Origin of the sequence: Leifsonia sp. Root112D2, from assembly GCF_001424905.1 — a bacterium.
Taxonomy (GTDB): domain Bacteria; phylum Actinomycetota; class Actinomycetes; order Actinomycetales; family Microbacteriaceae; genus Root112D2.
In genome coordinates this window covers 2,504,757-2,529,888 of the sequence record NZ_LMCU01000001.1, presented here as the reverse complement: position 1 = coordinate 2,529,888, position 25,132 = coordinate 2,504,757, and the positions used below count along the sequence as shown (strand labels likewise).

Below are 25,132 nucleotides of genomic sequence, written 5' to 3'. Positions count from 1 at the left end.
TCGAGTATCCCCGTCGGTGATATCTTGACTCCATGCAGCTGCGCAATGTCGACTTCAATCTGCTCCTCCCCCTGCGGGCACTGCTCGAGGAGCGCAGCGTGAGCCGGGCGGCCGAGCGCATGCACATGAGCCAGCCCGCGCTCTCCGCCGCCCTCGGCAGACTGCGTCGGCATTTCGGCGATGAGTTGCTGGAGAGGCGCGGCAACAACTACGAGCTCACTCCCCTCGCCGCACAGCTGCTGGATCGCTCATACTCGGCCACGCTGAGCATGGAGCGGATCTTCTCTGCCCAGGCCGAATTCGACCCGACGACCTCGACACGAGAGTTCTCCATCTTCAGTTCCGACTACGGCATGTCCGTTCTGGGCGGAGGGCTTGCGGAGGTGCTCGCCGAGGCGGCACCGGGCGTGCGCATCCGCTTTCACAGCATCACGACCCCTGCTGTCACCAATGCACCGGACTCCCTGCGCGACTATGACGGTCTCTTCATGCCGCACGGCTACCTCAACATTCCGCATCAGGACATGTTCTGCGATCGCTGGGTGTGCATCGTGGACGCACACAACCCCGAGGTGGGTGAGAGCCTGCGACTCGAGCAGCTCTCCCAGCTGCCGTGGGTCTTCACCTTCAGCGGACCGAGCGAGTACACGCCCGCCTCGAAGCAGATGCAGATGCTCGGCATCGAACCCCGGGTGCAGATCGTGACCCCAAGTTTTCTCGCGTTGCCCTCGCTGCTGGCCGGCAGCACCCGCATCGCGCTCGTGCAGGAATCGGTGGCGAGAAATATGGTGCAGGATGGTCGGATGCGCATGCTCGAGTGCCCGTTCGACGTGGTGCCCCTGACCGAGACCTTCTGGTGGAACCCGGTTCACGAACGCGATCCGGAGCATGTCTGGCTGCGCTCACTGCTGCCGCTCGCCGTCGAGCGCGCGGGTCTGCAAGCTGCGCCGGCGGTATAAATGCCGGTTATTTCCGATATCAAGAAATAAGCGTTCCCAATACTCCTTCGACGCGGCACAGTGGTCATATTCCACCCATGATCCCGCTCGGAGGACCAACGATGATCCAGCTGCTCAACCAACTCACCCACGTTCGCCTCGCGACACCCGATGTAGAGGCATCCGTCGCCTTCTACCAGGAACAGATCGGCATGCAGGTCACGGACCGCGCCGATGGCGCCGTATACCTGCGGAACTGGGGCGACTACTACCGCTACAGCCTGGTGATAGCAGAGGGCCCGGAGCCAGCACTTGAGGTTATGGCCTGGCGCACGCAGAGCGCCGACGCGCTCGAAGAGGCGGCTCGACGCATCGAGGCCGCTGGCATCGTCGGCACCTGGACGGAGTCAAAGCTCGGCCACGGCCGTTCCTACACCTTCACCGGACCGTACGGGCACACGATGGAGCTGTTCTGGGAGGTCGAACGCTTTCACGGCGAGGGAGACAATGCCTCCACGTATCCGGATCGCCCGGCCCGCCGCAGCCGCGACGGCGTTGCCCCTCGCAGCCTCGACCATGTCACCATCGCCGCGAGTGATGTACGGGGCTTCGCGGCCTGGTACAGCGAGACACTCGGATTCCGCATCATGGCACACACCACCCTTGAGCATGGCGGCACGAGCGTGTTCACCGTGCTGACCACCAACGAGAAGTCTCACGACCTTGGCGTTGTGCTCGACGGATCGAGTCGTGCCGGGCGCGCAAACCACTTTGCGTACTGGGTAGACACGCGCGAAGACCTTCTTCGCACGGCGGACATCCTGATGGAGAACGGCACGCCCATGGAATACGGCCCCTCGATCCACGGCATCGGTGAGCAGAACTTCCTGTACTTCCGCGACCCATCGACATTCCGCGTCGAGGTGAACACCGGCGGATACCGCAACTATGTGCCCGATTGGGAGCCCTACGAGTGGCACCCCGCGCAGGGCTCGAACAACTTCTATCGCAACAGCCAGATGCCCATGTCGATGACCGAATCGTTCCCGCCGGCCGACGGCCCGAGCGCCACCGAAGAGGGCGTGCTTCCGGGCACCGAGAACGACCTCATCAACCCGTACGCGAAGCCCGGGCTGGGCTAAGCGCGCGCCGGCTCGCCACCGGATGCGCCGCTCAGACCCGCTCGAAGATCGCGGCGAGGCCCTGGCCACCACCGATGCACATCGTCTCGAGCAGGTAGCGGCCCCCGTCACGCTGCAGTTGGCGTGAGCCGGTGGCGAGTATGCGCGCCCCCGTCGCCCCAACCGGATGCCCGAGCGAGATTCCGGAGCCGTTCACGTTGGTGCGCTCCCAGTCCTTCTCAGTGAAGTTCCATTGATGGGCCACCGCGAGCACCTGCGCGGCGAACGCCTCATTCAGCTCGATCAGGTCCATCTCGGCCAGGCTCAACCCCGTGCGCCGCATCACCCGTTCCACTGCGACGACGGGCCCGTTGCCCATGCGCGAGGGCTCGACTCCCCCGCGGGCCCAGCCCACGAGGCGCACGATGGGCGTGAGGCCGAGCTCGGCCGCCCGCTCCGGCGTGGTGACGATGCACGCGGCAGCTGCGTCGTTCTGGCCGCTGGCGTTGCCTGCAGTGACGGTGGATGCGGCATCCTTCTTCACCAGGATCGGCCGCAGCCCGGCGAGGGCCTCCAGGGTCGTGTCTGCCCGCGGCGTCTCGTCCTTGTCGATGATCAGGTCGCCCTTGCGAGACGGCACGGTGACGGCGACGATCTCGTCGTCGAAGCGGCCCTCGGCCGCGGCGCGCACGGCCCGCTGGTGGGAGCGCAGCGCGAGCGCATCCTGATCCTCCCGGCTGATGGAGAAATCGCGGCGCAGATTCTCCGCCGTCTCCAGCATGCCGTCGGGAACCGGGTAGTTTCTGCCGCCGGCCGTCTCGCGGGCGCGCCCCAGCGCATCCCGCAGCAGCACGCCCGCCGTGCCGGCGATGCCCCAGCGTGAGCCGACGGTGTACAGCGGCGCCTGGCTCATCGAGTCGACACCGCCGGCAATGGCCACGTCGCTCGCCCCGGTCTGCACCTGCATCGAGGCATCGAGAATTGCCTGCAGGCCCGAGCCGCAGCGGCGATCGAGCTGAACCCCGCCGACCGTCACCGGCAGGCCTGCGTCGAGGGCTGCCACGCGGGCGATGGGCGCCGCCTCGGCGCTCGGATACCCCTGCCCGAAGATCACGTCGTCGACGACATCACCGTCGAGTGAGGTGCGCTCCATGAGCGCGCGAATGACCGTGGATGCGAGGTCCACCGGTGCGACGGTCTTGAACATGCCGCCGAAACGCCCGATCGGCGTGCGCAACGGCTCACAGATGACGACATCGCGCAGCACGGTCTGGCTCGACGCTGTGTTACTCACGATTGCTCCTGCCCGTCCAGCGTCGTGTGGATGACCGTCGGCTCCTGCTCGATGATGAGCGTCACCCCGGTGGCCGCCTGCACCTCATCCACGCTGAGTCCCGGCGCTATCTCGCGCAGCACGAGACCGTCAGGCGTCACGTCGATGACCGCGAGATCGGTGATGATGCGGGTCACGACCTTCTTGCCCGTCAGCGGCAGCGAACACTCGTTCACGATCTTGAATTCGCCGGTCTTCGTCACGTGCTCCATGAGCACAATCACGTTGTCCGCGCCGTGCACGAGGTCCATGGCACCGCCCATGCCCTTGATGAGTTTGCCCGGCACCGCCCAGTTGGCGATATCGCCCACCACGGAGACCTGCATCGAGCCGAGCACAGCGACGTCGATCATGCCGCCGCGGATCATGCCGAAACTCGTGGCCGAGTCGAAGTAGGCCGCGCCGGGGTTGACCGTCACCGTCTCCTTGCCCGCGTTGATGAGCTTGGGATCCGCCTCGCCCTCCCAGGGGTACGGGCCCACGCCAAGCACGCCGTTCTCCGAGTGCAGAACGACGGTGATGTCGTCGGCAATGTAGTTCGGAATCAGGGTCGGCAGCCCGATACCCAGGTTCACGTATTCGCCGTCGGCCAGTTCCTGGGCGGCCCGCGCCGCCATTTCGTTTCGTGTCAGTGCCACGGTGTCAGCCCTCCTGTCCTGTTGGTCGCTGTCCTGTTGGTCGCTGTCCTGTGGGTCGTGGTCGCGTGGTGACCTTCTCGATCGGCAGATCGGATGCCTGCTCGGCGGTCAACTGCACCACGCGGTGCACATAGATGCCCGGCAGGTGAATCTCGTCGGGGTCGAGCTGACCCGGCTCGACCAGTTCGTCAACCTCGGCGATGGTGATGCGCCCGGCCATGGCTGCAACCGGGTTGAAGTTACGCGTGGCCTTCTCGAACACGAGGTTGCCATGGCGGTCGCCTTTGGCGGCTCGCACGAGCGAGTAGTCGGTGACGATGGCCTGCTCGAGCACGTACTCCTTCTCGCTGCCGAGCGAGGTGAAGGTGCGTGTCTCCTTCACCGGCGATTCAATGGCCACCTCGCCGCCGGGACCGTATCGCCAGGGCAGCCCACCCTCGGCAACCATGGTGCCGACGCCACTGGCCGTGAAGAAGGCGGGAATTCCCGCTCCCCCGGCGCGCAGCCGCTCCGCGAGGCTGCCCTGCGGCGTGAGCTCGACCTCGAGCTCCCCGCCGAGATAGCGGCGGGCGAAGTCCTTGTTCTCGCCGATGTACGAGGCGATCACGCGAGAGATGCGGCCCTCGGAGAGCAACTCGCCGAGACCCCAGCCGTCTACTCCGCAGTTGTTCGACACCACCTCGAGGTCGCCGGTTCCCTGCGCAAGCAGTGCACGAATCAGCACGATCGGAACGCCCACAAGTCCGAAGCCTCCGACCGCGAGCGATGAGCCGTCGGCGATGTCGGCGACGGCCTCCGCGGCCGAGGCATAGCTCTTGTCCATGGTCAGTTCTCCTGGCTCGGTGTGGATGACGTCGGGGTGGATGAAGTCGGTGTGGAAGAAGCCGGTGTCGTGGATGATGAGTCGATCTCGGCAAAGACCTCACGCGCGACGGCGAAGGCCGAGTTCGCGGCGGGAACACCGGCGTAGATCGCCACGTGCAGCAGTGCCTCGCTGATCTCCGCCCGGGTAAGCCCGTTCGTCAGCGCGGCGCGCACGTGCATGCCGAGCTCGTTCTCGTGGCCACCGGTCACCAGTGCGGCAATGGTGAGAAAACTGCGCGTGCGGCGGTCTAGGCCGGGCCGAGTCCACACCTCGCCCCACGCATAGCGCGTGATGAAGTCCTGAAAATCGGCCGTCTCGGGCGTGATGGCCGCGTTCGCCCGATCCACGTGTGCGTCACCGAGCACCTCGCGGCGCACAGTCATGCCCGCAGCGTGGGTCTGCGTGGCGGTTGCCGCAAGCGCCCCCTCGAAGCTTGACTGCGCCTGCTCAAGAATGAGGGCCGCAACCTTGCGCGGCCGCTCCAGCATCGGCAGATGAGCGACGCCCGCGATGCACGCATAGCGGGCGGTGGCGATGCCCTTGGCCAGCTCACGCAGCTTGGCGGGCGGCGTCGCCTGGTCTGTCTCCCCGGCAACGCTCAGCGTGCGGGCAGTGATCTGCCCCAGCTGAGCGGTGATGTCGTAGTCGGCCAGCGCCTCACAGCACAGCGCGTACGACTCGTCGTCGATCTGCAGCAGCCTGTCGAGGGCGGCCCCTCCGGCGGCGGGGTCCCTTTCCAGAAAGCCGGGGGCGAACCAACGCTGAGCGCTGGAGGCGACGACGGATGCGGTGCCGCTGGCACGCACCTGGGCCGCCCGGGCGAGCCACGCATCCGGTTCACCGATCTGCGCTCCGGTGCACAGAGCGCTGAGGCTGAGCAACCGCTCCGGATGCCGCAGCGCCAGCTGCAGCCCCACGGCACCGCCCAGAGACACCCCGGCGTAGTGAAAGGCGCCGCCGCCGATGGAGTCGACCAGGCCGACCACGGCATCCGCCAGCTCGCCCACCGTGAACGATTCGGTGGCCGCCGGGCTGAAGCCGTGCCCGGGCAGGTCGAAGCGCAGCACCCGGTAGTTCTGCGAGAGCAGGCCGATGACACCGTCCCAGAGTTCGCTCGTCGTGCCCAGGGAGGGCCCGAGCACGAGCAGTTGCGCGTCGGCCGCGCCGCTGTGCACGGGCACAATGGAACAGCGAATCGTCGGTTGGCTCACGGGGTTGCCGTCCTTTCACGGGTGTGCCGTTCAAGCACACGGGAGATCATGCGGTCACTCTGGCCGAGTGCGCCGTCGGGCTCAAACGCTTTCCAGATGAGCGCGCGCAAGCTCTCGTCGTGGCCATCGGTGGCCAGACGGCCAGACAGTACAACCTGCAACGGGCGATGCGTGTCAAGGGCCTCGTGGGAGGCCGCCTCCACCAGTTCGAATGCGGCGCGCTTGCCCAGCGCCTCGCTGAGAATCGTGCTGACCCGTTCGCTGTAGATGAGCCCGTCGGTGATCTCCAGGTTCGCCCGCATGCGCTCGGTGTCGACCTCGAGACGATCGGCGAGGGATGCCGCCGCCTGCGCCGCCGCGACGGTGAGACTTTCGAGATCGCGCAGTGTCGGCCACTCGGCGTGCCAGGCGCCGCTCGGGCGCTGATCCTCGGAAAGCAGGCTGCCGTGCAGCGTCGCCAGCAGCCCAGGGGCCCGCCGTGCGGCGGAGACGATGAGGAATGCTGTGACGGGATTGCGCTTGTGCGGCATCGCGGAGGAGCCCCCCTCACCCGCACCCAGTCGTTCGGAGAGCTCCGCGATCTCGGTACGCGCCAACACGGTCACCTCGAGCGCGAAGGCACCGACGGCGCCCGCGACGGAGGCCAGCGCGTCGGCAACGGTGGTCACGGCAAGTCGATCGGTATGCCAGGTGATGCTCGGCGCACGCAGCGAGAGTTCGGCGGCGAAGCCCGCAACTATCTCATCGATGACGGTGTCGGGGCCCTTCTGCGGCAGTCGCGAAGCGACCCGATCCGTGAGCGTCGACAACGTGCCGACCGCTCCGCCCAGTTGTGCGGGCAGCTCGTCGTTCACGTGGTCGAGACGCGCGCGCACGGTGAGCACCGCATCCAGCCACTGCGCGGCCACGAGCCCGAAGCTCATCGGGGAGGCCTGCTGCCCGAGCGTACGGCCGGCCATCGGGGTGCGGCGATGCGTATCGGCAAGCCCCGCAAGCGAATCGGCGAGCGACGAGAGCGCGCCCAACACCTCCCTGGCCACGCCCCGGACGATGAGCATCGTTGCCGTATCCACGATGTCCTGGCTGGTAGCGCCGACGTGAATATGGTCGGATGCGCCGGGGTGCAACTCCTCCGCGGCGGCGCCGAGCGCCTTCACCAAGGGAATCACCGGGTTGCCGCCCGCGCGGGAATGCGCGGCGATCTGGGCCAGATCGATGCTGGAGCCCAGCCATGCCGGGTCATCGAGCCGGTCGACGACCTCCGACATCCATTCCGGCACAAGACCCACGCGGATCAGCGCCCGAGTCAGCGCCAGCTCGGTGTCGACCAGCGCCTGCAGCCAGGCTGCATCATCGGTGAGCCGCGTCGCATCCGTACCGTGCACGATCGGATCGAGCAGCCCGACGCTGTAGCCGAACGTCGATTCTGCGTGTGCCGAAGCGATATGTGTCGAATCAGGCATCGAAATCGAAGAACACGGTCTCACCGTCGCCCTGCAACCGAATGTCGAAGCGATACGAGTTCTCGCCATCGGCAACGGCCACGAGTGTCTGGCGCCGGTCGGCGGCAACCGCGCTCAAGACAGCGTCCCCGCCCTGGGCCTCGGCATCTTCGGGAAAATACGCCCGCGTGAACAGGTGATGCATGAGCCCGCGCGCGAAGATCGTGACGAGGATGTACGGTGCGCCGCCATCGACGGCGCCGGGCTTCACTGTGGTAAAGGTGAAGTGACCGGCGAGATTCACCGAGGTGCGACCGAATCCCGTGAAGGTGTATCCGTCACGCTCCAGGCTGCCCTGCTCGCGCACGATCTCGCCACGCTCGTTGGCCTGCCAGATCTCGACGATCGCATCCGGAACCTGCTCCCCGGCACCGTCATATACGGTGCCGTGAAAGCGAATGGCCTGCGGCAGATGCGCGGCGATGAGATTCGGGCCGCCCTCATAGGGCAGCGCGTAGCCGAAGAACGGTCCAACAGTCTGCGACGGTGTCTGCACAAATTCCTTCGACGACACGGTGTCAGTCATGAGCTTCCTCGCTCTCCATCCAGGTTGATTTCGGCCCCGTCAGCACGATGTCCCAAACGTACCCCAGCGAGAACTCCGGCGCGCTCTGCTCGTGGTCGTAGTGCCCGATCAGGCGTTCGCGTGCGGCCGGGTCGGTGATCGACTGGTAGATCGGGTCGAGGGCGAACAGCGGGTCACCCGGAAAATACATCTGGGTGATCAGGCGCTGCGTGAAGGCCGAGCCGAACAGGGAGAAGTGAATGTGCGCCGGTCGCCACGCATTGGTGTGGTTCTTCCACGGGTACGGGCCGGGCTTGATGGTGGTGAAGAGGTACTCCCCGTCATCGCCCGTGATGGCGCGGCCCACTCCGGTGAAGTTGGGGTCGAGCGGCGCCGGATGCTGGTCCCGCTTGTGCACATAACGCCCGCTGGAGTTCGCCTGCCAGATCTCGATGAGCTGGTTGCGCACGGCTCGCCCCTCACCGTCGAGAACGCGCCCCGAGACCGTGATGCGCTCCCCCAGCGGCTCGCCGGAGTGCTGAATGGTGAGGTCGCTTTCCAGAACGTTCACATCGGTGTGGCCGAACGCGGGCGATTCCCTTTCCACCTCTTCCGGGTCGACCCGCACAAGCTCGTGGGTCGGATGCCGCAGCACGGAACTGCGATACGGCGCATAGTCGCGCCGCGGGTGCACCTCCGGCTTACCACCGGCAACGACGGCCCGTCTGGCCTCGTCTTCGATGGCGAGAATCTCGGCGCTGATCTCCTCCTGGCTGGGCAGATTCATAGTGCGATGTTTCCTCTCGTGCTGCCGTTTGTGGTCAACGGCAATCCTGTGTATTGCTCGGCAAGCGAGCGCATGGCGTGAAGCGAGTGTGTCGTGTAATCGAGCTGGCCGAGCTGGCTGCGGTAGTCGAACTGCAGTTCGTGGCTGTCGCCGGGGTGACGGTGCAGCATCTGCGTCATCCATTGCGAGAACTGCTGCGTGCGCCATTGCCGGGCCAGCGCCGCGTCGCTGTAGCCGGTGAGTGCGGTGTCATCGTTTGCGTAGTGGGCGATGAGCGCATCCGCCAGCATCGTCACATCGGAGATGGCCGAGTTGAGCCCTTTGGCGCCGGTGGGCGGCACGATGTGACCGGCATCGCCGGCGAGGAAGAGACTGCCGTGGTTGAGCGTCGACGCCACGAAGCTGCGCATCGGCGTGATCGACTTCTCGGTGATCTCACCCGCGTGCAGGCTCCAGCCGGGCACGCCGAGCCGCGACTGCAGAGCATCCCAGATGCGCGCGTCCGACCATTCGTCGATCGACTCGCTCGGATCCACCTGCAGGTACAGTCGCGAGACCTGCGGCGAACGCATGGAGTGCATGGCGAAACCGTCTTCGTGCAGGCAATAGATGAGTTCATCGGTCGACGGGGCAACGGATGCGAGAATGCCCAGCCACGCGTACGGGTAGCTGCGGTCATACATGGTGATCGCCTCTGCCGGTATGGCGGGGCGGCACACGCCGTGGAAGCCGTCGGCACCGACGATGAAGTCTGCCGTGATCTCGTGCGCCTCGCCCTCGTGGCCGAAGGTGACGCGGGGCGAGCGGGACTCGATGTCGTGCACCGATACATCCGTCGCCTCGAAGTAGATGGTACTGCCATCGGCCTCGTGCGCCTCGAGAAGGTCACGCACGACGGCCTGCTGTCCGTAGACGGTGACGGTGCGCCCGATGAGTTCGTTGAAATCGACGTGGTGGCGCTCACCGGCGAATTGCAGGTAGATGCCGTCGTGAATCATGCCCTCGGATGCCAGGCGTTCGCCGAGCCCGAGCCGAGTGAGCGTCTCGACGGAGCCCTGCTCCAGCACGCCCGCGCGCACCCGGGCGAGGAGGTAGTCGACGGAGCGATTCTCCACGATGATCGCGTCGATGCCGGAACGACGTAGGGCCCACCCGAGCAGAAGTCCCGCCGGTCCGGCGCCGATGATGGCGACACGTGTGGTTTCGGCAGACATGCAGTTCCCTCGCGACGATGGTGGGCAATGACCCCAGTCTGACGGGACAGGAGACACCTCATGGTGGCACTTCCACTCAGTGGAAGTCTACTCAGCTCGACCTGCGGTATCCCAGTGCCCGGCTGACTCCCTGTGCCGCGTCGCGCACAGCCTGCTCGTGCGCAGCATCCGGGCGAGCGGTGGTGTGGGTCACGATCGAGACCGCCGCCACCACCTGGCCCGTTCTATCGCGAATCGGCGCGGCAATGGAACTCGATCCCGCCGTCATCTCCTCAGACATGAACGCCAAACCGTGTGCCCGTATCGCGGCGATGCGTCTGCGCAGCTGCGACGCAGAGGTGACGGTGCCGGGCAGAAAACGCTTGAGCGGCGCGGCCAGGTAGGCATGGATCGTCTCCTGTGGAGCGAACGCGAGCAAAACGAGTCCGACGCCCGTGGCGTGCAGCGGCAGCCGACCGCCGACTCGCGAGATGATGTGCACGGCCTGATGGCCTGAGAGCTTCTCGACGTACAACGCGTCGTGCCCGTCAAGAATGGCGAGGTGCACGTGCTCACGCGTGGCCTCATAAAGGTCTTCGAGGTACGGCAACGCTATGGTGCGCAGATTGCGCGCGGTGGGAGTCTGCACGCCGACCTCCCAGAGCCGCATCCCCAGACTGTAACGGCCGTCTTCCTGGCGCGCCAGTCCTCCCCAGGCCACCCACTCGGCGACCATTCGATGCGTGGTCGACAACGGCAGCGCGGCACGCTGCGCGATCGCCGTCAACGAGAGAGATGCCGCCGGAGGCGCACTGAAGGCATCGATGATCGCAAAGAGCCGCGCGGCGACCGATCGGTCATCGCCGAACCCCTCCTGGCCTTCGGGCCCGGTTGACTGTGCTGGCTTGCCTGACATTGCTTCTCACGGTCCTGAATCGGCTGTTTCGGCGGTACCGCGGCGGCGGCTCACGACAGCTGTTCGCGACCGCGGTTGCGTCGCCGAATCTCACGCGGTGCACGCCCGGCGAGAAAGGACTTGCCGGGGTGCACGATAAAGCCCTGGCGCAACGCCTCGCGCCCGATCAGCATACGAAAACCCATCTGATCGCGATTGCTCAGGGTCGTCTCGGCCGTCACGGTTCGGCCGAAGAGTTGCACGTCGACGAGCACGACGATGCGCTCCTGGCTGTGGCCCGAGGAACTGCGCACCAGACGGCGATCATGCACGGGGCACTCGACGATCACGGTGTCTTCCTTCGAACGCTGCCACGGCTGCACCCGAAAACGCACCCGATCGCCACCATCCATCTCCTCGATGTCGAAGGCGTGCAGTGCCGAGCTACGAGCGCCCGTGTCGAGTTTGGCCTTGATCCAGGGCACACCGATTCCGGGCAGGCTCAGCCATTCTCGCCAACCGACGATGGTGCTTGAATGGGAGTCGTCTCTCACCCCACCATCTTGGCAGGAGCATCCGATCAAACTCGCCATCCTCTCGCGCGCCCCGCAGGCATACTCCACGCAGCGCCTGCGCGCGGCGGCGGTGCAACGTGGCCACCGCGTGAAGGTACTCGACACGCTTCGCTTCGCCATCGACCTCTCCGGTGCCGAACCCGATCTGCAATACCGAGGCAAGCTGCTCTCCGACTACGACGCGGTGCTGCCGCGCATCGGCAGTTCGATCACCTACTTCGGCACCGCTGTCGTGCGTCAGTTCGAGCAGATGGACGTCTACACGCCCAATACTGCGAACGGCATCAGCAACTCACGCGACAAGCTCCGCGCGAGCCAGATTCTCTCCCGTCACAACATCGCGATGCCTGCAACGGCATTCGTGCACAGCCGCGCCGATGTGCGGCTCGCAATCGAGCGGGTCGGCGGCGCACCCGTCGTCATCAAGCTCCTGGAGGGCACCCAGGGCATCGGCGTCATCCTCGCCCCGGAAGAGAAGGTCGCCGAGGCGATCATTGAGACCCTCCACTCCACGAAGCAGAACGTGCTCATCCAGAGCTTCATCTCCGAGAGCCGTGGCCGCGACATCCGTGCCCTGGTCGTCGGAGACCGGGTCGTGGCGGCGATGCGCCGTGTGGCCAGCGGTGACGAGTTCCGCTCGAACGTGCACCGCGGCGGCACCGTCGAAGCCGTCGAGCTGACCCCCGAATACGAGCAGGCGGCGGTGCGCTCTGCCCAAATCATGGGGCTGCGCATCGCGGGGGTCGACATGCTCGAGGGCAACGACGGGCCTCTCGTGATGGAGGTCAACTCCTCACCCGGGCTCGAGGGCATCGAGACCGCGACCGGGCTGGATGTCGCCGGGGCCGTGATCGACTTCATCGCCAATCAGGTGGCCTTTCCCGAGATCGACGTGCGTCAGCGCCTCAGCGTCTCCACCGGCTACGGTGTGGCGGAGTTGCTCGTGCACGGCAACGCCGACCTCGTCGGCAAGCGGATGCGGGACTCCGGTCTCGGGGAACGTGACATCACCGTTCTCACCCTGCATCGAGGCGCAACGGTCATTCCCAATCCGAAGGGCGGCGTCGAGCTGGAGGCCGGAGACCGGCTGCTCTGTTTCGGCAAGCTCGAAGAGATGCGCTCCATGATTCCCGAGCGGCGTCGACGGCGCGCAAAGGTGCGCAAGCTACCCAGGGAGCCGATACCTGGGGAATGAACCGTCGAGCGTCACATCACTCGTGGCGCGGGTTGCGAATTCCTATCGCTGAGACGAGCCCACCGATCACCATGAGGGCGGCCGTCGCAATGAGCGCGCGCACCAGGCCGTCGTGATCGAGGTGCTCGCCGACTATCACCCCTGCACAGGCCACGGTGATCAGCCCGGCAACGCGGGAAATGGCGTTGTTGGTGGCGGAACCGATGCCCGCCTGTGCAGCCGAGATCGAACCCAGAATGGCGGATGTCAGCGGTGCCACGGTCATCGAGAGCCCCAGCCCGAAGAGAAGCACGCCGGGCAGCAGTTCGGTCCAGTAGACGACGTTCTCCCTCCCCATAAGCATCATGGTGAGAAAGCCGCAGGCCGCGACAACCGGTCCGAGCGCCATGAACAGGCGCGGTCCGTGCCGCCCGGCGAGGCCGCCAAAGTAGCTGGAGAGCAGAAGCATCACAAGCGTCGGCGGAATCAACGCGAGGCCGGCGGCCGTTGCCGGGTACCCCGCCACCTGCTGCAGGTACAGCGTCACGATGAGCGGCCCGAATGCCAGGGCGCCGTAAACGAGGAACGTCGCCACGTTGCCCACCCAGAAATTGTGCACGCGAAAGATCACAAAGGGCAACATCGGCGCCGCGGATCGGTTCTCGACGATCACGAACGCCACCAGGGAGGCAAGGCCTATGACGAGCGGAATCCATACCCGGGGGGCGGCCCAGCCGTACTGGCCCTGCTCGATCAGAGCAAAGACCGCGCCACCCAGGCCCACCGCGCCGAGTATCGCGCCCAGATAATCGATGCGCCCGCCCGTGCGCACATCCTGGCCGCGCAATCCTCGCATGAGCCACAACGTGGCCACGATGGGGACGACGTTGATGGCGAAGACGTATCGCCACGAGAGGGTGTCGACGAAGACCCCTCCCACGAGCGGCCCAGCAACGAAGGCGACGCCGGTCCATGCCGTCCACTGGCCTATCGCCTTGGCCTGGGCCGCGCCGGAGAAGCTCGAGATGATGATGGCAAGCGAACTCGGAACGAGCAGCGCGCCAGCCACCCCCTGCAGCGCGCGAGCCGCAACGAGAAACACCCCGGTCGGGGCAACCGCGCACAGCAGTGAGGCGAGCCCGAACCAGACGAGCCCGACCCGCAACACGCGTTGGCGACCGAAGACATCCGAAAGCGAACCAGCAACGAGAATAAGCGCGCCCAGTGTGACGAGGTACGCGTCGACGACCCACTGCTGCAGCGGCAAGCCTCCGCCCAACTCACGAGAGATCGCCGGCAATGCGACGTTGATGACCGAGCCGTCGAGGAATGCCACGAACGAGGCGAGTATTGCGACGAGCAAAACTCGTCGCTGCAGAGTTGTCACGGTCTTAGTAAAGGGGGTATCGGATGCGTGTGGCAAGTGCCGCACGACAAAGGCCCCGCTCAAACGAGCGGGGCCTGCACAAATGTGGAGCTGAGGGGATTCGAACCCCTGACCCCCTGCATGCCATGCAGGTGCGCTACCAGCTGCGCCACAGCCCCGTTTCTTTCGAGAAGCCTCGGAAGCAACCTGTTTAGATTACTACATCAGACGCGGCTGGCTAAACCGAGACTGGGCCCCGCGTGGCATCTGTAATTACTCGGCACCCTCGCGCACGGGAAGCTCGAGGGGAAGAACCGGGCAGTCCTTCCAGAGTCGTTCGAGCCCGTAGTACATACGATCCTCCTCGTGGAAGACATGCACGACGAGATCGCCGAAGTCCAGCAGAATCCAGCGGCCTTCTGCGCGACCCTCTCGACGCAGCGTCTTCACGCCCGTCTCGTTGAGTTTGTCTTCGATCTCGGCGGCTATGGCCATCACATTGCGCTCATTGCGACCGGTGGCGAGCAGAAAGATATCGGCCAGGGGAAGCGGGCCCGAGACATCCAATGCGACAAGTTCTTCGCCGCCCTTGTCGTCGGCGGCCAACGCGGCGATCGCGAGAATTTCGCGTGCTCTCAGTGAAGAAGTGATTAGAAAACCTTAAAGACGAAGCCGGCGACCACGAGGGCTATCACGCCAATGGCGAGAATGCCCGCGGTGACGGCGAGGATGATGAGGCTGCGACCACCACGCTTCTTACGCGGGGCGATCACCCCCCGGGTGGACGTGTGCGTGCTCACCGCGCGGCTCGCGCGGATCGGGGCGACTGTGGAGGTGTTCACATCGGTCTCGGAATCGAACATACGATCCATGGCGGCAGAATCGTACCGATCAGGATGCTGTCCCGTCGCGCCGAGACTGCGCGGCAGGTCGATGGATCCCGTCACCAGAATCTCGCCGGTGCTCGTGAGCGGACCGGTGGCATCCGGTGCGCTCGGAATCATCGGAAGGATCAGCGAACTCGTCGCGCTTCCCGAACCCGCGGAATCGACATGCTGGGCTATGACCTGGTCGAACGGAAGGCCCTGTTCATTGGCGTCGCCAGCGGTCGACCAGTGACCCACGGGGCGCTGGGACGACACGGGAGTCGAGAGCGGGGCAGCACGCTGAGACGCGGCGGGGAGAGGAGCGACCTCGTCGACACCGGCGGCGCTGTCGTCGACGCCGTCGACCTCGTCGTCGGCACCCGACTCGGCGGACCGCGACTGCAGATTGGCCTCCTGCGCCTGCAACATGGCGCGAAGCTCCCGACGGGTCAGCGTGCGCTCGGGCACCACCGTTTCGGGCTGAGGCGGTCTGGTGTCTGACTCCTCGACCACGGCAACAGGAACCGTCACGGGCTGCGGAGAATCGCTCGGTGGTGTCGGCTTGAAATAGTCGGTGCTCTCAGACCGCGACCGGTGATCGAGAATGCCTGGCTGCGTCTTCTCGTCGACCTCGACGTCGGCCTGATCGGCACTCTGGCCCTCGTGGCCAGCAGCCGCCTCACGAGTGAGCAGATCATCGAAGCTGGTCTCGTAGCGGGGAAGATGCGGGCGTACCGGCAGGGAGAACTCCTGGTCGCTCGGTGCAGCCGCCTGCTGGTCAGTCGAGGCAGCCGTCGGCGGCTCGTGGATGAACGGGGTGGAAACCTCCGGCTCGTCGCCGGCCGTCGTCGGCGTGGTGGTTGCGGCGCGACGAGGCACCTGCGCGCCCGTCTCAAGGGCCGCGGCGCGTTCGCGTTCGCGCGCTTCCCGCCGTGTCAGTGGCGGGCCATCTTGCCACACAGTCATGCCACACTCCGATACAGATGGTGTTTGGAGATGTACTGAACCACGCCGTCCGGTACCAAATACCAGACGGGGTATCCCCTGCTCACCCGGCTCCGACAGTCGGTTGACGAGATTGCCAGGGCCGGAACCTCCAACAAGCTTACGTCCCGAGTCGGCAATCCAGAAACATTCAGTTCATGTCCCGGACGACTCACAGCCACGAAATGCGCGAGTTCCCACAGCTCATCCACATTGTGCCAACTCACAATCTGGGCTATCGCGTCGGCACCGGTGATGAAGAAGAGCTCGGCTTCGGGCCTCTCGGCGTGGATGTCGCGCAGAGTGTCGATCGTGTAGGTCGGGCCGCCCCGATCGATATCGACCCGGCTCGTGGTGAATTGCGGATTGGAGGCCGTCGCGACGACCGTCATCAGGTAACGGTGCTCGCTGGGCGAAACCGGACCCTTCTGCCACGACTCCCCCGTTGGCACGAAGATGACCTCATCGAGATCGAATGACTGCGCCACCTCGCTCGCAGCCACGAGGTGGCCGTGATGGATGGGGTCGAACGTGCCGCCCATCACGCCGATACGTGGGCGCCCCTGCGTCGGCTGCACCATACGCGAGCGCGTCTAGTGGGCGGACTCGGCGGGGTGCGGGTGACCGGCACCGTGGGTGGTCGCGCCGGGAGAACCGGCGTGACCGGCGGCATCCGGCCCTGCCTTGTGGCTGTGCCGATTGGCGACGTCACGGTATGTCCAGATGACGAAACCGAGGGCGGTGAAGAGCACAATCGGAGCGACGCCGAAAACCCAGATGGGCGCGATCAGCGGAGCGTGTGCCTCTGCTGCGGCGACAACGGCCGTCACGACTGACATATCATTTTCCCTTTCGTCGGCGCACCATGAACAAGCGCCTTCCGCGATTCTACCGGGCTGCGGCAGTTACGGTCGCACCTGACCCGCGCCACGCACGATCCATTTGGTGCTGGTCAGCTCGGGCAGTCCCATGGGACCGCGTGCGTGAAGTTTCTGAGTGGAGATACCCACTTCGGCGCCGAAGCCGAATTCGCCGCCGTCGGTAAAGCGCGTAGAGGCGTTCACCATCACCACGGCCGAATCCACCTCGGCGAGAAAACGCTCCGCGTTGCCCAGGTCGTTCGTGATGATCGACTCCGTGTGCTTGGTCGAGTACCGGCGAATGTGATCCATCGCCTCGTCCAGGGAATCCACGACCTTCACGGCGATGTCGAGACTCATGTATTCGGTCGACCAGTCCTCCTCGTTCGCCTCCACCGCGTCGGCAGAGAACGAGAAAGCGCGCTCGTCAGCGTGCACGGTGACACCGGATGCCGCGAGTCGGCTGAGCACCGCCGGCAGCACCCGCTCCGCCGCATCCGCATGCACCAACACGGTCTCGACCGCATTGCACACGCTGGGGCGCTGCACCTTTGCGTTGTGCACGATCTCGACGGCCCAGTCGCGATCTGCGCTGGCGTCGAGCACGATATGCACGACTCCCGCGCCGGTCTCGATGACGGGCACGGTCGATTCGCGCACCACGGTCTGGATGAGGTCGGCACTGCCGCGCGGGATCAGCACGTCGACATAACCGCGTGCCCTCATGAGTTCGGTGGCCCCCTCGCGCCCGAAATCGTCGATGGTCTGCGCGGCGTCGCCAGGAAGCCCGGCCTTCTCGAGCGCCTCCTGAATCACGCCGACGAGAACACGGTTGGAGTTGAGCGCGGCGCTTCCTCCGCGCAAAATCACCGCGTTTCCGCTCTTGATGGCCAGGGAGGCAATATCTATCGTTACATTCGGCCGAGCCTCGTAGATGGCTCCGACGACCCCGAATGGAACACGAACCTGGCTGATTTTGATTCCGTTGGGCAGGGTACTCCCGCGCACAGACTGGCCGACGGGGTCGGTCAGCGCCACGATTTCGAGCACGGCGTCGGCGAGTGCATCGAGCCGCGATTCGGTGAGCGTGAGCCGGTCCAGCAACCCGGCACTGAGGCCGTTCTCCCGACCGTTCGCGAGGTCGAGCGCATTCGCGTCGATGATCTCGCGCGCGTGGGCACGAACGCCATCGGCTATCGCGGCCAGCGCGCGATTCTTGACCTCACTGGTGGCACCGGCGAGTGCGCGCGATGCGGTGCGCGCGGCGGCAAGACGATCGGTCAGACTCAGCTGGCCCAGAACGTTTACAGACATGAGAATAAGTCTATCCGGCGGGCTCGAACCAGGTGCCGACGGCTTCTCCGCGCAGTGCCTCGGCAACGAGCGAGGTAGCGGTGAAGATCACCGCTGTTCCCTCTTCGGCCGCGTGACGGGCGGCCGAGACCTTCGTGAGCGCGCCGCCGGTACCCACGCCGGCGTTACCGATTTCGCCGATCTCCACGTCGGAGAGCTCATCGCCGAATGCCACAACGTCGATGCGCTCGGCACCGGGCTCCTGCGGAGGCCTGGTGTAGAGCGCATCAACGTCGGAGAGCAGCACCAGCAGATCGGCGTTCACGAGGCGTGCGACGAGCGAAGCCAGGCGATCGTTGTCGCCGAAACGAATCTCATGGGTGGCGACGGTGTCGTTCTCGTTGACGATGGGCATGATGCGCAGGGCGAGCAGACGATCCATGGCGCGCTGCGCGTTACTGCGCGGCGTGGGATTGTCGAGGTCGCCCGCTGTCAGCAGCACCTGTGCTGCCACGATGCCGTAGCGATCGAGACTGTCCTGATAGCGGTAGATCAGCACGTTCTGGCCAACCGCAGCAGCAGCCTGCTGCGTGGCAAGATCGGTCGGCCGCTCGGTGAGCGCCAGAAAGGGGATGCCTGTTGCGATGGCGCCGGATGACACCAGCACGATCTCGACCCCGCGACCGTGAGCCTCGGCGAGGGCATCGACGAGCCGCGCAATCTGTCCGGCATTCTCACCGCTGATGGATGAGGATCCGACCTTGACGACAACACGTCTCGCCGTGGGGACCTCGCTGCGGTCACGGATCGTCATCGTACGGTTTTACTCCTCGTTCTCAGACTTCTCAGAGGTCTCAGTCTTTTCGTTCACGGTGCCGTTGAGCACGTCTTCCTCGCTCATCACATCGTTCCAGAGCCCGGCCTCGCGTTCGCGCACGAGTTCAGCGCGGGCCTCGGCCTTGGCGTCCATGCGTTCGAAGTACTCCTCGCGGCGCTGGTTGCGCGTGGCACGATTCTTGTCGTCGAGTCGCGCATCCATACCGCGCGGCGCCGTCAGCAGCTCGGCGGTGGAGGTCAGGGTGGGCTCCCAGTCGAAGATCACGCCGCGACCCTCGCCGATGACGACGGTGGAACCAGCCACGGCCCCCGCCTTGAAGAGCCGCTCTTCGACCCCGAGCTTGGCGAGTCTGTCGGCAAGAAAACCGATGGCCTCATCATTGGTGAAGTCGGTCTGGGCGACCCAACGTTCGGGCTTCGCGCCGAGAATGCGGTAGACGTTGCCGAAGGTGCCACCCTCGACGCGCACAACGAAGCCACTATCGTCAACGGCCTTCGGACGGATCACGATGCGGGGCTTCTCTGCTTCGGCGATCACGGCATCCGCTCGCGAACGGGCGACGAGTTCGCCGAGCGCGAAGCTCAGCTGGCGCAGCCCTTCGTGGCTCACCGTGGAGATCTCGAAGACGCGGTAGCCGCGCTGCTCCAGCTCGGGGCGCACGAATTCGGCGAGTTCACGCCCCTCGGGCACGTCGATCTTGTTCAGGGCTATCAGCTGGGGGCGCTCAAGCAGCGGCGTCTGGCCCTCGGGCACAGGGTATGCGGCAAGTTCGCCGAGAATCACGTCGAGATCGGAGAGCGGGTCGCGACCCGGCTCGAGCGTGGCGCAGTCGAGCACGTGCAGCAGCGCGCTGCAGCGCTCCACGTGGCGCAGAAACTCAAGACCCAGGCCCTTGCCTTCGCTGGCGCCCTCGATGAGCCCGGGAACATCGGCGATCGTGTAGCGAGTCTCGCCCGCCTGCACGACCCCGAGGTTGGGGTGCAGTGTCGTGAACGGGTAGTCGGCGATCTTCGGCTTCGCTGCGCTGACGGCGGCCACGAGGCTGGATTTACCCGCGGACGGGTAACCCACGAGCGCGACATCTGCCACGGTCTTGAGCTCGAGAAGTACGTCGCCTTCCCAGCCGGGAGTGCCCAGCAGCGCGAAGCCGGGTGCCTTGCGTTTTGTGCTGGCAAGAGCCGCATTGCCGAGCCCGCCCTGCCCGCCGGGCGCTGCGACGAAGCGGATGCCCGGCTCGCTCATGTCGACGAGCTCGTTGCCGTCAGCATCTTTCACGACGGTGCCGATCGGCACGGCGAGCTCGAGCTGCTCACCCGTGTGACCGCTGCGGTGGTCACCCATGCCGAAACCGCCGTTGTCGCTCGAGCGATGCGGGTTTCTGTGGAAGCCCAGCAGCGTGGTGACCTGCGAATCGGAGACAAGAACGATGTCCCCCCCGTGGCCGCCGTTGCCACCGTCGGGCCCGGCCAACGGCTTGAATTTCTCACGCTTGACAGAGACACACCCGTTGCCGCCGTTTCCGGCGCGCAGATGGAGGGTCACATGGTCAACGAACGTGGCCATGGCTTCGCTCCTTCTTGGGTGGGTGATTGCGGGATGAAACACCAAGGGCGAGCCGAAGCTCGCCCCTGGAAGTGATGCAAAGAACTAGTTGGCAGCCGCCACGATATTGACGACCTTGCGGCCGCCCTTCTGGCCGAACTGCACTGCTCCGGCCTCAAGCGCGAACAGCGTGTCGTCGCCGCCACGACCGACGCCTGCGCCGGGGTGGAAGTGCGTGCCACGCTGACGGACGATGATCTCGCCCGCGCCGACAACCTGGCCGCCGAAGCGCTTCACGCCGAGGCGCTGGGCGTTCGAGTCGCGACCGTTACGAGTGGAGCTCGCTCCCTTTTTGTGTGCCATGAGTTATCCCTCGCTACGCTTTTCTTGACTGTGCTTACTTGATGCCGGTGACTTTGACGCGCGTGAGCTCCTGACGGTGCCCCTGGCGCTTCTTGTAACCAGTCTTGTTCTTGAACTTCTGGATGACGATCTTCGGTCCACGAAGGTCGTTCAGCACCTCGGCGGTCACGGTCACCTTGGCCAGCGATGTGGCGTCAGAGGTGATCTTCTCACCGTCAACGAGCAGCACGGCGGCCAGTTCGACGTTGCCGTTCTTGTCGGCCTTGATACGGTCCATCGTCACAATGGTGCCGACCTCGACCTTTTCCTGCCGACCACCGGCGCGCACAACTGCGTAAACCACTTTACGTACCTACTTCTCTGGGGGATCGAGAGATTCTGATCCTTGACGTTCTTCAGGATGTCACTGGTTTCGCAGGGCCGCACATGCGTGCCCTGCATTCTCCAGAAAACCTTGGTCGAGGTGCGGGAGATGCCCGACACATACCAACGGTCAACTTTACTCGATGGCGCTGCCCCGGTCAATTCGAGGCATCCCGCCCCGGCCTGGCCCGGTTGTGCGCATAAACTCGCGGCATGACCGTGTTGATCGACCAGCCCGCGTGGCCGGCGCACGGCACCTACTTCTCCCACCTTGTCAGCGATTTCTCGCTGGAGGAACTGCACGCCTTCGCCGCGGAGAACGCCATCCCTTCGCGTGCCTTCGACCTCGACCACTACGACGTTCCCGAGCGCCGCTACGCCGATCTGGTGGCCGCCGGAGCAACGCCCGTCACGGGCCGCGAACTCGTCATTGCCTTGCGCGACAGCGGGCTGCGCGTGCGGGCAAAAGACCGCCGCTACTCCGACTGATCGGCCGCGCGCGCCTCTCCCGCTACCACGCCTCCGGACAGCGCCGCCGTCGTCACGCGACGGTTGCGGCTCCGGCCCTGGCCGGGCTGCTTGGGCTGCGGCAGCGCTTCAAGAACCGAGTCGAGCAGGTGCTCCGCCTCGCTGGTCTTCACGTGCCGCTTGGCTCTGACCGGAACGTCGATAGAAATGTCCAGAATCGCCACGTGCTCGGTGCGCTGCTCCGTGGGCGGCGTAGCATCGGCCTGCGTGGCCGACTCATCGCTGGATTCGAATGCGATGGGCAACTGCTCACCCTGAGGTGCGGATGCCCGTGACGAGCGACGACCGCGAGAACGCGAGGCGGCTTGCGTGGTCTTCGCTGCAGGGGCAGCGGCATCCGGTGCCTGCGTGTCGGCCGCGGCGGCCGGCTCAACCTTTTCCGCCGTGCCTGCTGCGTGCGCGGCCAGCGTGCTCGCTGCGATCTGCGCGAGCGCATTCTTCGCGTCGTCGGTGATGGCGTGCGGCGCAACTGACGGGGCCTGGCTGCTGCCGCCACCGTTGCCCGATCCGCCCTTGCCGCGACGGCGCTCCACCGGGGGCTGCTGCGTCTGACGGTGCTTGGTCACGGGATCGTGGTGCACTATCACGCCACGACCAGCGCAGACCTCACACGGCTCGCTGAAGGTCTCGAGCAGGCCGAGTCCGAGCTTCTTACGGGTCATCTGCACGAGCCCGAGCGAGGTGACCTCGGCCACCTGGTGCTTGGTGCGGTCACGGCTGAGGCACTCGACGAGCCTGCGCAGCACGAGATCGCGGTTGGTCTCGAGCACCATGTCGATGAAGTCGACCACGATGATGCCGCCGATGTCACGCAGGCGCAGCTGGCGCACGATCTCTTCGGCCGCCTCGAGGTTGTTCTTGGTGACGGTCTCCTCGAGGTTGCCACCCGAGCCGACGAACTTGCCGGTGTTCACGTCGACGACCGTCATCGCCTCGGTGCGGTCGATGACGAGCGAGCCGCCGGAGGGCAGCCACACCTTGCGGTCGAGCGCCTTCTCGATCTGCTCCGAGATGCGGAACTCGTCGAAGGAGTCCTTTGTGCCCTCGTAGCGCTCGACGCGCTCGACCAGATCGGGTGCCACCTGCGAGAGGTAGTTCTCGATGGTGCCGCGAGCCTCGTCGCCGTCGATGACGAGCTGGTGGAAGTCCTCGTTGAAGACGTCGCGCACGATCTTGATGAGCAGATCGGGTTCGCTGTGCAGCATCGTGGGTGCCGAGACGTTCTCGACCTGCTTGCTGATGGCGGCCCACTGGGCGGTCAGCCGGTTCACGTCAAGCGTGAGCTGCTCGTCGGTGGCACCCTCGGCAGCGGTGCGCACGATCACGCCCACGTTGTCGGGCAGCACCTCCTTGAGGATCTTCTTCAGCCGGGCACGTTCCGTGTCAGGCAACTTGCGGCTGATGCCGTTCATGGAGCCGTTGGGAACGTAGACCAGGTACCGACCGGGAAGCGAGACCTGGCTCGTGAGCCGGGCTCCCTTGTGGCCGACCGGATCCTTGGTGACCTGCACGAGAACCTTGTCGCCGGGTTTGAGAGCGAGTTCGATACGGCGGGCCTGGCTCTTGCCGTCGGCGGAGTTCTCCGCAGCGGCCTCCCAGTCGACTTCACCCGAGTAGAGCACGGCGTTGCGGCCCCGACCGATGTCGACGAACGCCGCCTCCATGCTGGGCAGCACGTTCTGCACGCGACCGAGGTACACATTCCCGATGAGGGATGCTTCCTGAGACTTTGCGACGTAATGCTCCACGAGCACGCTGTCCTCGAGCACGCCGATCTGGATGCGACCGTCCTTCTCACGCACGACCATCTTGCGGTCTACGGACTCACGGCGGGCGAGAAACTCGGCCTCCGTGATGACGGGGCGACGACGGCCGGCATCGCGCCCGTCTCGACGGCGCTGCTTCTTGGCTTCGAGTCGCGTGGAGCCCTTGATGCGCTGCGGCTCGGTGATGAGCTCGGGCTCACGCTGTTCGCGCGGGCGCCGCACCTTGATCACCGTGTTGGCCGGGTCATCGTCTCCGGAGCGGTTCTCGTCGCCCGGGCGACGGCGCGCGCGACGGCGAATCGTCGAGGAGCCCTCGTCGTCATCGTCGTCGCGCTCGTTACGAGGAAGCGGCGGAAGCGGCTTGATGTCGGGCGCCTGGAACAGGATCGACGTTGCAGGTCGCGTGGCAACCGCCGGCGCCGGATCGGCCGGCGCGTTCTTCTCGAGCTTGTCGGACTTCTCGACCTTCTCGGATTTCACCTCAGGGGTCTGGGCCGGCTGTTCCTGTGCCGGGGCTGCAGCGGCATCCGCCTTGGGGGCGTCCGCGACAGGCGCAGCAGGAGGCGTCGCGACCGGAGCGGCAGCGGCCGACTCGGTCTTGCGCGATCCCTTGCGGGCGCCGAAGAGACGGCCCCGCTTCTTCTCTGCGGGCTTCTGCCCGTCGTTCCCGCTCGAATTGTTCGTTGTGTTGTCTTTTTCCACCATCTCTGGTGCACTCCTCGGCCGAATGGAGGCCGCGCCGCCCATCCGGTTACTCTCTCGTGCGGGTCCCGTTGTGTGCGGGTGCCCACGAATCCTTTACTGATGCGACCGGCTCACGGCTCTGGTCACATCGTCTGGTCGATGTCGTCTTGGTCACTGTCGACCAAGCTGTCACAGGGCGATCCACGCCCAAAAAGCCTTCTTTGGCGTCTCGCCGGGCGCGGCCCGGGAGACTTGCGTTCCATTATCGCATGCCCCGTGGTGCGACGCCGTCATTGGCAGCGATCCCAAAACCCGGTTATGCCATAATCCGAGAGTGACCCTGACCGAGCCGTCCAAGCGCCCCACCGTTCTCGCTATCTTCCTCATCATCGCCGGGGCCATCGGTTTCGTCGCGGCGTTCGCACTCACGCTCGACAAATTCGCGTTGCTCGAAAATCCGCAGGCCCAGCTTTCCTGCAACTTCAGCGTGCTCATCGGGTGCTCGAAGAACCTCAACTCATGGCAGGGCGCCGTTCTCGGCTTTCCCAACCCCCTCATCGGCGTCGCCTGCTGGCCCGCCGTGATAGCTGTCGGCGTCGGAATACTCGCCAAAGCGCGTTTCGCCCGATGGTTCTGGATTCTTTTCAACCTGGGCATTCTGGGAGCCCTCGTGCTGGTGATTTTCCTCATCGACCAGAGCATCTACGCGCTTTTCGTGCTGTGCCCGTGGTGCATGGTCACGTGGTCGGTGACGATCCCGACATTCTTAGCCGTAACGCTCTACAACCTGAAGACGGGAAATATACCCGTACCGGCATCCGTTCGGCGTGTCGCGGGAGCGCTCTACAGCTGGGTGCCCCTCATCACCATCGTCTGCTACGCGATAGTGGCTGTTCTGGCCCAAATCAAGCTGGACTGGCTGCACAACATCTAGCCGTTCCT

26 protein-coding genes and 1 tRNA gene are annotated in these 25,132 nt (G+C 65.4%); 5 read left to right on the top strand and 22 right to left on the bottom strand.

The window, feature by feature from the left end:
• The first annotated feature begins 32 nt into the window (after positions 1 to 32).
• Positions 33 to 959, top strand: coding sequence for a LysR family transcriptional regulator (locus ASC63_RS11770; protein WP_055813459.1), 927 nt, complete (start codon positions 33 to 35; stop codon positions 957 to 959).
• Positions 960 to 1,060: 101 nt separating this feature from the next.
• The gene (locus ASC63_RS11765) at positions 1,061 to 2,080 is read left to right on the top strand and encodes a VOC family protein (RefSeq protein ID WP_055813456.1); all 1,020 of its coding nucleotides are present in this window, start codon (positions 1,061 to 1,063) and stop codon (positions 2,078 to 2,080) included.
• Positions 2,081 to 2,111: 31 nt separating this feature from the next.
• Here ASC63_RS11765 and ASC63_RS11760 read toward each other — a convergent pair whose 3' ends face one another.
• The 10 genes from ASC63_RS11760 to ASC63_RS11715 all read right to left on the bottom strand — a co-directional run bounded on the left by ASC63_RS11760 (position 2,112) and on the right by ASC63_RS11715 (position 11,542).
• On the bottom strand, positions 2,112 to 3,353 hold the full coding sequence (locus tag ASC63_RS11760; protein WP_235492220.1) for an acetyl-CoA C-acetyltransferase: 1,242 nt from the start codon (positions 3,351 to 3,353) through the stop codon (positions 2,112 to 2,114).
• Entirely contained in the window at positions 3,350 to 4,030 is a 681-nt protein-coding gene (locus ASC63_RS11755) for a CoA transferase subunit B (protein ID WP_082487560.1), read from the bottom strand. Before ASC63_RS11755 ends, ASC63_RS11760 begins: the two co-directional genes overlap by 4 nt.
• Positions 4,031 to 4,034: 4 nt before the next feature.
• Positions 4,035 to 4,853, bottom strand: a complete 819-nt coding sequence (locus ASC63_RS11750; protein ID WP_055813451.1) for a CoA transferase subunit A — start codon at positions 4,851 to 4,853, stop codon at positions 4,035 to 4,037.
• Between the two features lie 2 nt (positions 4,854 to 4,855).
• Entirely contained in the window at positions 4,856 to 6,106 is a 1,251-nt protein-coding gene (pcaDC, locus tag ASC63_RS16820; protein WP_200936865.1) for a bifunctional 3-oxoadipate enol-lactonase/4-carboxymuconolactone decarboxylase PcaDC, read from the bottom strand.
• Positions 6,103 to 7,569 carry a lyase family protein gene (locus ASC63_RS11740; protein ID WP_055813446.1) on the bottom strand — a complete coding sequence of 489 codons (1,467 nt, stop codon included), beginning with the start codon at positions 7,567 to 7,569 and terminating at the stop codon, positions 6,103 to 6,105. The genes pcaDC and ASC63_RS11740 overlap by 4 nt, the downstream gene beginning before the upstream one ends.
• The gene (pcaG, locus tag ASC63_RS11735) at positions 7,562 to 8,134 is read right to left on the bottom strand and encodes a protocatechuate 3,4-dioxygenase subunit alpha (RefSeq protein ID WP_055813443.1); all 573 of its coding nucleotides are present in this window, start codon (positions 8,132 to 8,134) and stop codon (positions 7,562 to 7,564) included. The genes ASC63_RS11740 and pcaG overlap by 8 nt, the downstream gene beginning before the upstream one ends.
• Positions 8,127 to 8,900, bottom strand: coding sequence for a protocatechuate 3,4-dioxygenase subunit beta (gene pcaH, locus ASC63_RS11730; protein WP_055813440.1), 774 nt, complete (start codon positions 8,898 to 8,900; stop codon positions 8,127 to 8,129). Before pcaH ends, pcaG begins: the two co-directional genes overlap by 8 nt.
• On the bottom strand, positions 8,897 to 10,114 hold the full coding sequence (locus ASC63_RS11725) for a 4-hydroxybenzoate 3-monooxygenase (protein ID WP_055813437.1): 1,218 nt from the start codon (positions 10,112 to 10,114) through the stop codon (positions 8,897 to 8,899). The genes pcaH and ASC63_RS11725 overlap by 4 nt, the downstream gene beginning before the upstream one ends.
• A 91-nt stretch (positions 10,115 to 10,205) precedes the next feature.
• Complete coding sequence (locus tag ASC63_RS11720) at positions 10,206 to 11,009, bottom strand: IclR family transcriptional regulator (protein WP_055813433.1); 804 nt, start codon at positions 11,007 to 11,009, stop codon at positions 10,206 to 10,208.
• Positions 11,010 to 11,059: 50 nt separating this feature from the next.
• Complete coding sequence (locus tag ASC63_RS11715) at positions 11,060 to 11,542, bottom strand: ATP-dependent zinc protease family protein (RefSeq protein WP_235492219.1); 483 nt, start codon at positions 11,540 to 11,542, stop codon at positions 11,060 to 11,062.
• Between the two features lie 25 nt (positions 11,543 to 11,567).
• On the opposite strand from ASC63_RS11715, the gene rimK reads away from it, so the two are divergent.
• Positions 11,568 to 12,758: a 30S ribosomal protein S6--L-glutamate ligase gene (gene rimK, locus ASC63_RS11710; RefSeq protein ID WP_055815445.1), complete on the top strand. Its 1,191-nt coding sequence runs from the start codon at positions 11,568 to 11,570 to the stop codon at positions 12,756 to 12,758.
• 16 nt (positions 12,759 to 12,774) lie between these two features.
• On the opposite strand, the gene ASC63_RS11705 is transcribed toward rimK, so the two are convergent.
• The 11 genes from ASC63_RS11705 to rplU all read right to left on the bottom strand — a co-directional run bounded on the left by ASC63_RS11705 (position 12,775) and on the right by rplU (position 21,192).
• Positions 12,775 to 14,124 (bottom strand): MFS transporter, encoded by a 1,350-nt coding sequence (locus ASC63_RS11705; RefSeq protein WP_162242897.1) that lies wholly within the window; start codon positions 14,122 to 14,124, stop codon positions 12,775 to 12,777.
• An 85-nt stretch (positions 14,125 to 14,209) separates the two neighbouring features.
• Positions 14,210 to 14,282: transfer RNA gene (locus tag ASC63_RS11700), tRNA-Ala, on the bottom strand.
• Between the two features lie 94 nt (positions 14,283 to 14,376).
• Complete coding sequence (gene rsfS, locus ASC63_RS11695) at positions 14,377 to 14,754, bottom strand: ribosome silencing factor (RefSeq protein ID WP_055813429.1); 378 nt, start codon at positions 14,752 to 14,754, stop codon at positions 14,377 to 14,379.
• Positions 14,754 to 15,935, bottom strand: coding sequence for a hypothetical protein (locus ASC63_RS11690; RefSeq protein ID WP_157487664.1), 1,182 nt, complete (start codon positions 15,933 to 15,935; stop codon positions 14,754 to 14,756). The genes rsfS and ASC63_RS11690 overlap by 1 nt, the downstream gene beginning before the upstream one ends.
• Positions 15,932 to 16,534 carry a nicotinate-nucleotide adenylyltransferase gene (nadD, locus tag ASC63_RS11685; RefSeq protein ID WP_055813423.1) on the bottom strand — a complete coding sequence of 201 codons (603 nt, stop codon included), beginning with the start codon at positions 16,532 to 16,534 and terminating at the stop codon, positions 15,932 to 15,934. Before nadD ends, ASC63_RS11690 begins: the two co-directional genes overlap by 4 nt.
• 12 nt (positions 16,535 to 16,546) lie before the next feature.
• Positions 16,547 to 16,792: a hypothetical protein gene (locus ASC63_RS11680; RefSeq protein ID WP_055813420.1), complete on the bottom strand. Its 246-nt coding sequence runs from the start codon at positions 16,790 to 16,792 to the stop codon at positions 16,547 to 16,549.
• Positions 16,793 to 16,858: 66 nt separating this feature from the next.
• A complete protein-coding gene (locus ASC63_RS11675; protein ID WP_055813417.1) occupies positions 16,859 to 18,127 on the bottom strand; it encodes a glutamate-5-semialdehyde dehydrogenase in 1,269 nt (422 codons plus the stop codon).
• 10 nt (positions 18,128 to 18,137) lie between these two features.
• Positions 18,138 to 18,920, bottom strand: a complete 783-nt coding sequence (gene proB, locus ASC63_RS11670) for a glutamate 5-kinase (protein ID WP_055813415.1) — start codon at positions 18,918 to 18,920, stop codon at positions 18,138 to 18,140.
• A gap of 9 nt (positions 18,921 to 18,929) precedes the next feature.
• Entirely contained in the window at positions 18,930 to 20,507 is a 1,578-nt protein-coding gene (obgE, locus tag ASC63_RS11665) for a GTPase ObgE (protein WP_055813412.1), read from the bottom strand.
• Between the two features lie 84 nt (positions 20,508 to 20,591).
• Positions 20,592 to 20,849, bottom strand: a complete 258-nt coding sequence (gene rpmA, locus ASC63_RS11660; RefSeq protein WP_055813409.1) for a 50S ribosomal protein L27 — start codon at positions 20,847 to 20,849, stop codon at positions 20,592 to 20,594.
• 34 nt (positions 20,850 to 20,883) lie between these two features.
• Positions 20,884 to 21,192 carry a 50S ribosomal protein L21 gene (rplU, locus tag ASC63_RS11655; protein WP_082487554.1) on the bottom strand — a complete coding sequence of 103 codons (309 nt, stop codon included), beginning with the start codon at positions 21,190 to 21,192 and terminating at the stop codon, positions 20,884 to 20,886.
• 233 nt (positions 21,193 to 21,425) lie between these two features.
• On the opposite strand from rplU, the gene ASC63_RS11650 reads away from it, so the two are divergent.
• The gene (locus ASC63_RS11650) at positions 21,426 to 21,701 is read left to right on the top strand and encodes a DUF4031 domain-containing protein (RefSeq protein ID WP_055813403.1); all 276 of its coding nucleotides are present in this window, start codon (positions 21,426 to 21,428) and stop codon (positions 21,699 to 21,701) included.
• Here ASC63_RS11650 and ASC63_RS11645 read toward each other — a convergent pair.
• Positions 21,689 to 24,211, bottom strand: coding sequence for an Rne/Rng family ribonuclease (locus ASC63_RS11645; protein ID WP_055813399.1), 2,523 nt, complete (start codon positions 24,209 to 24,211; stop codon positions 21,689 to 21,691). The two genes, ASC63_RS11650 and ASC63_RS11645, sit on opposite strands and share 13 nt — an antisense overlap.
• Before the next feature lie 313 nt (positions 24,212 to 24,524).
• On the opposite strand from ASC63_RS11645, the gene ASC63_RS11640 reads away from it, so the two are divergent.
• Entirely contained in the window at positions 24,525 to 25,124 is a 600-nt protein-coding gene (locus ASC63_RS11640) for a vitamin K epoxide reductase family protein (RefSeq protein WP_055813396.1), read from the top strand.
• Positions 25,125 to 25,132 lie beyond the last annotated feature (8 nt).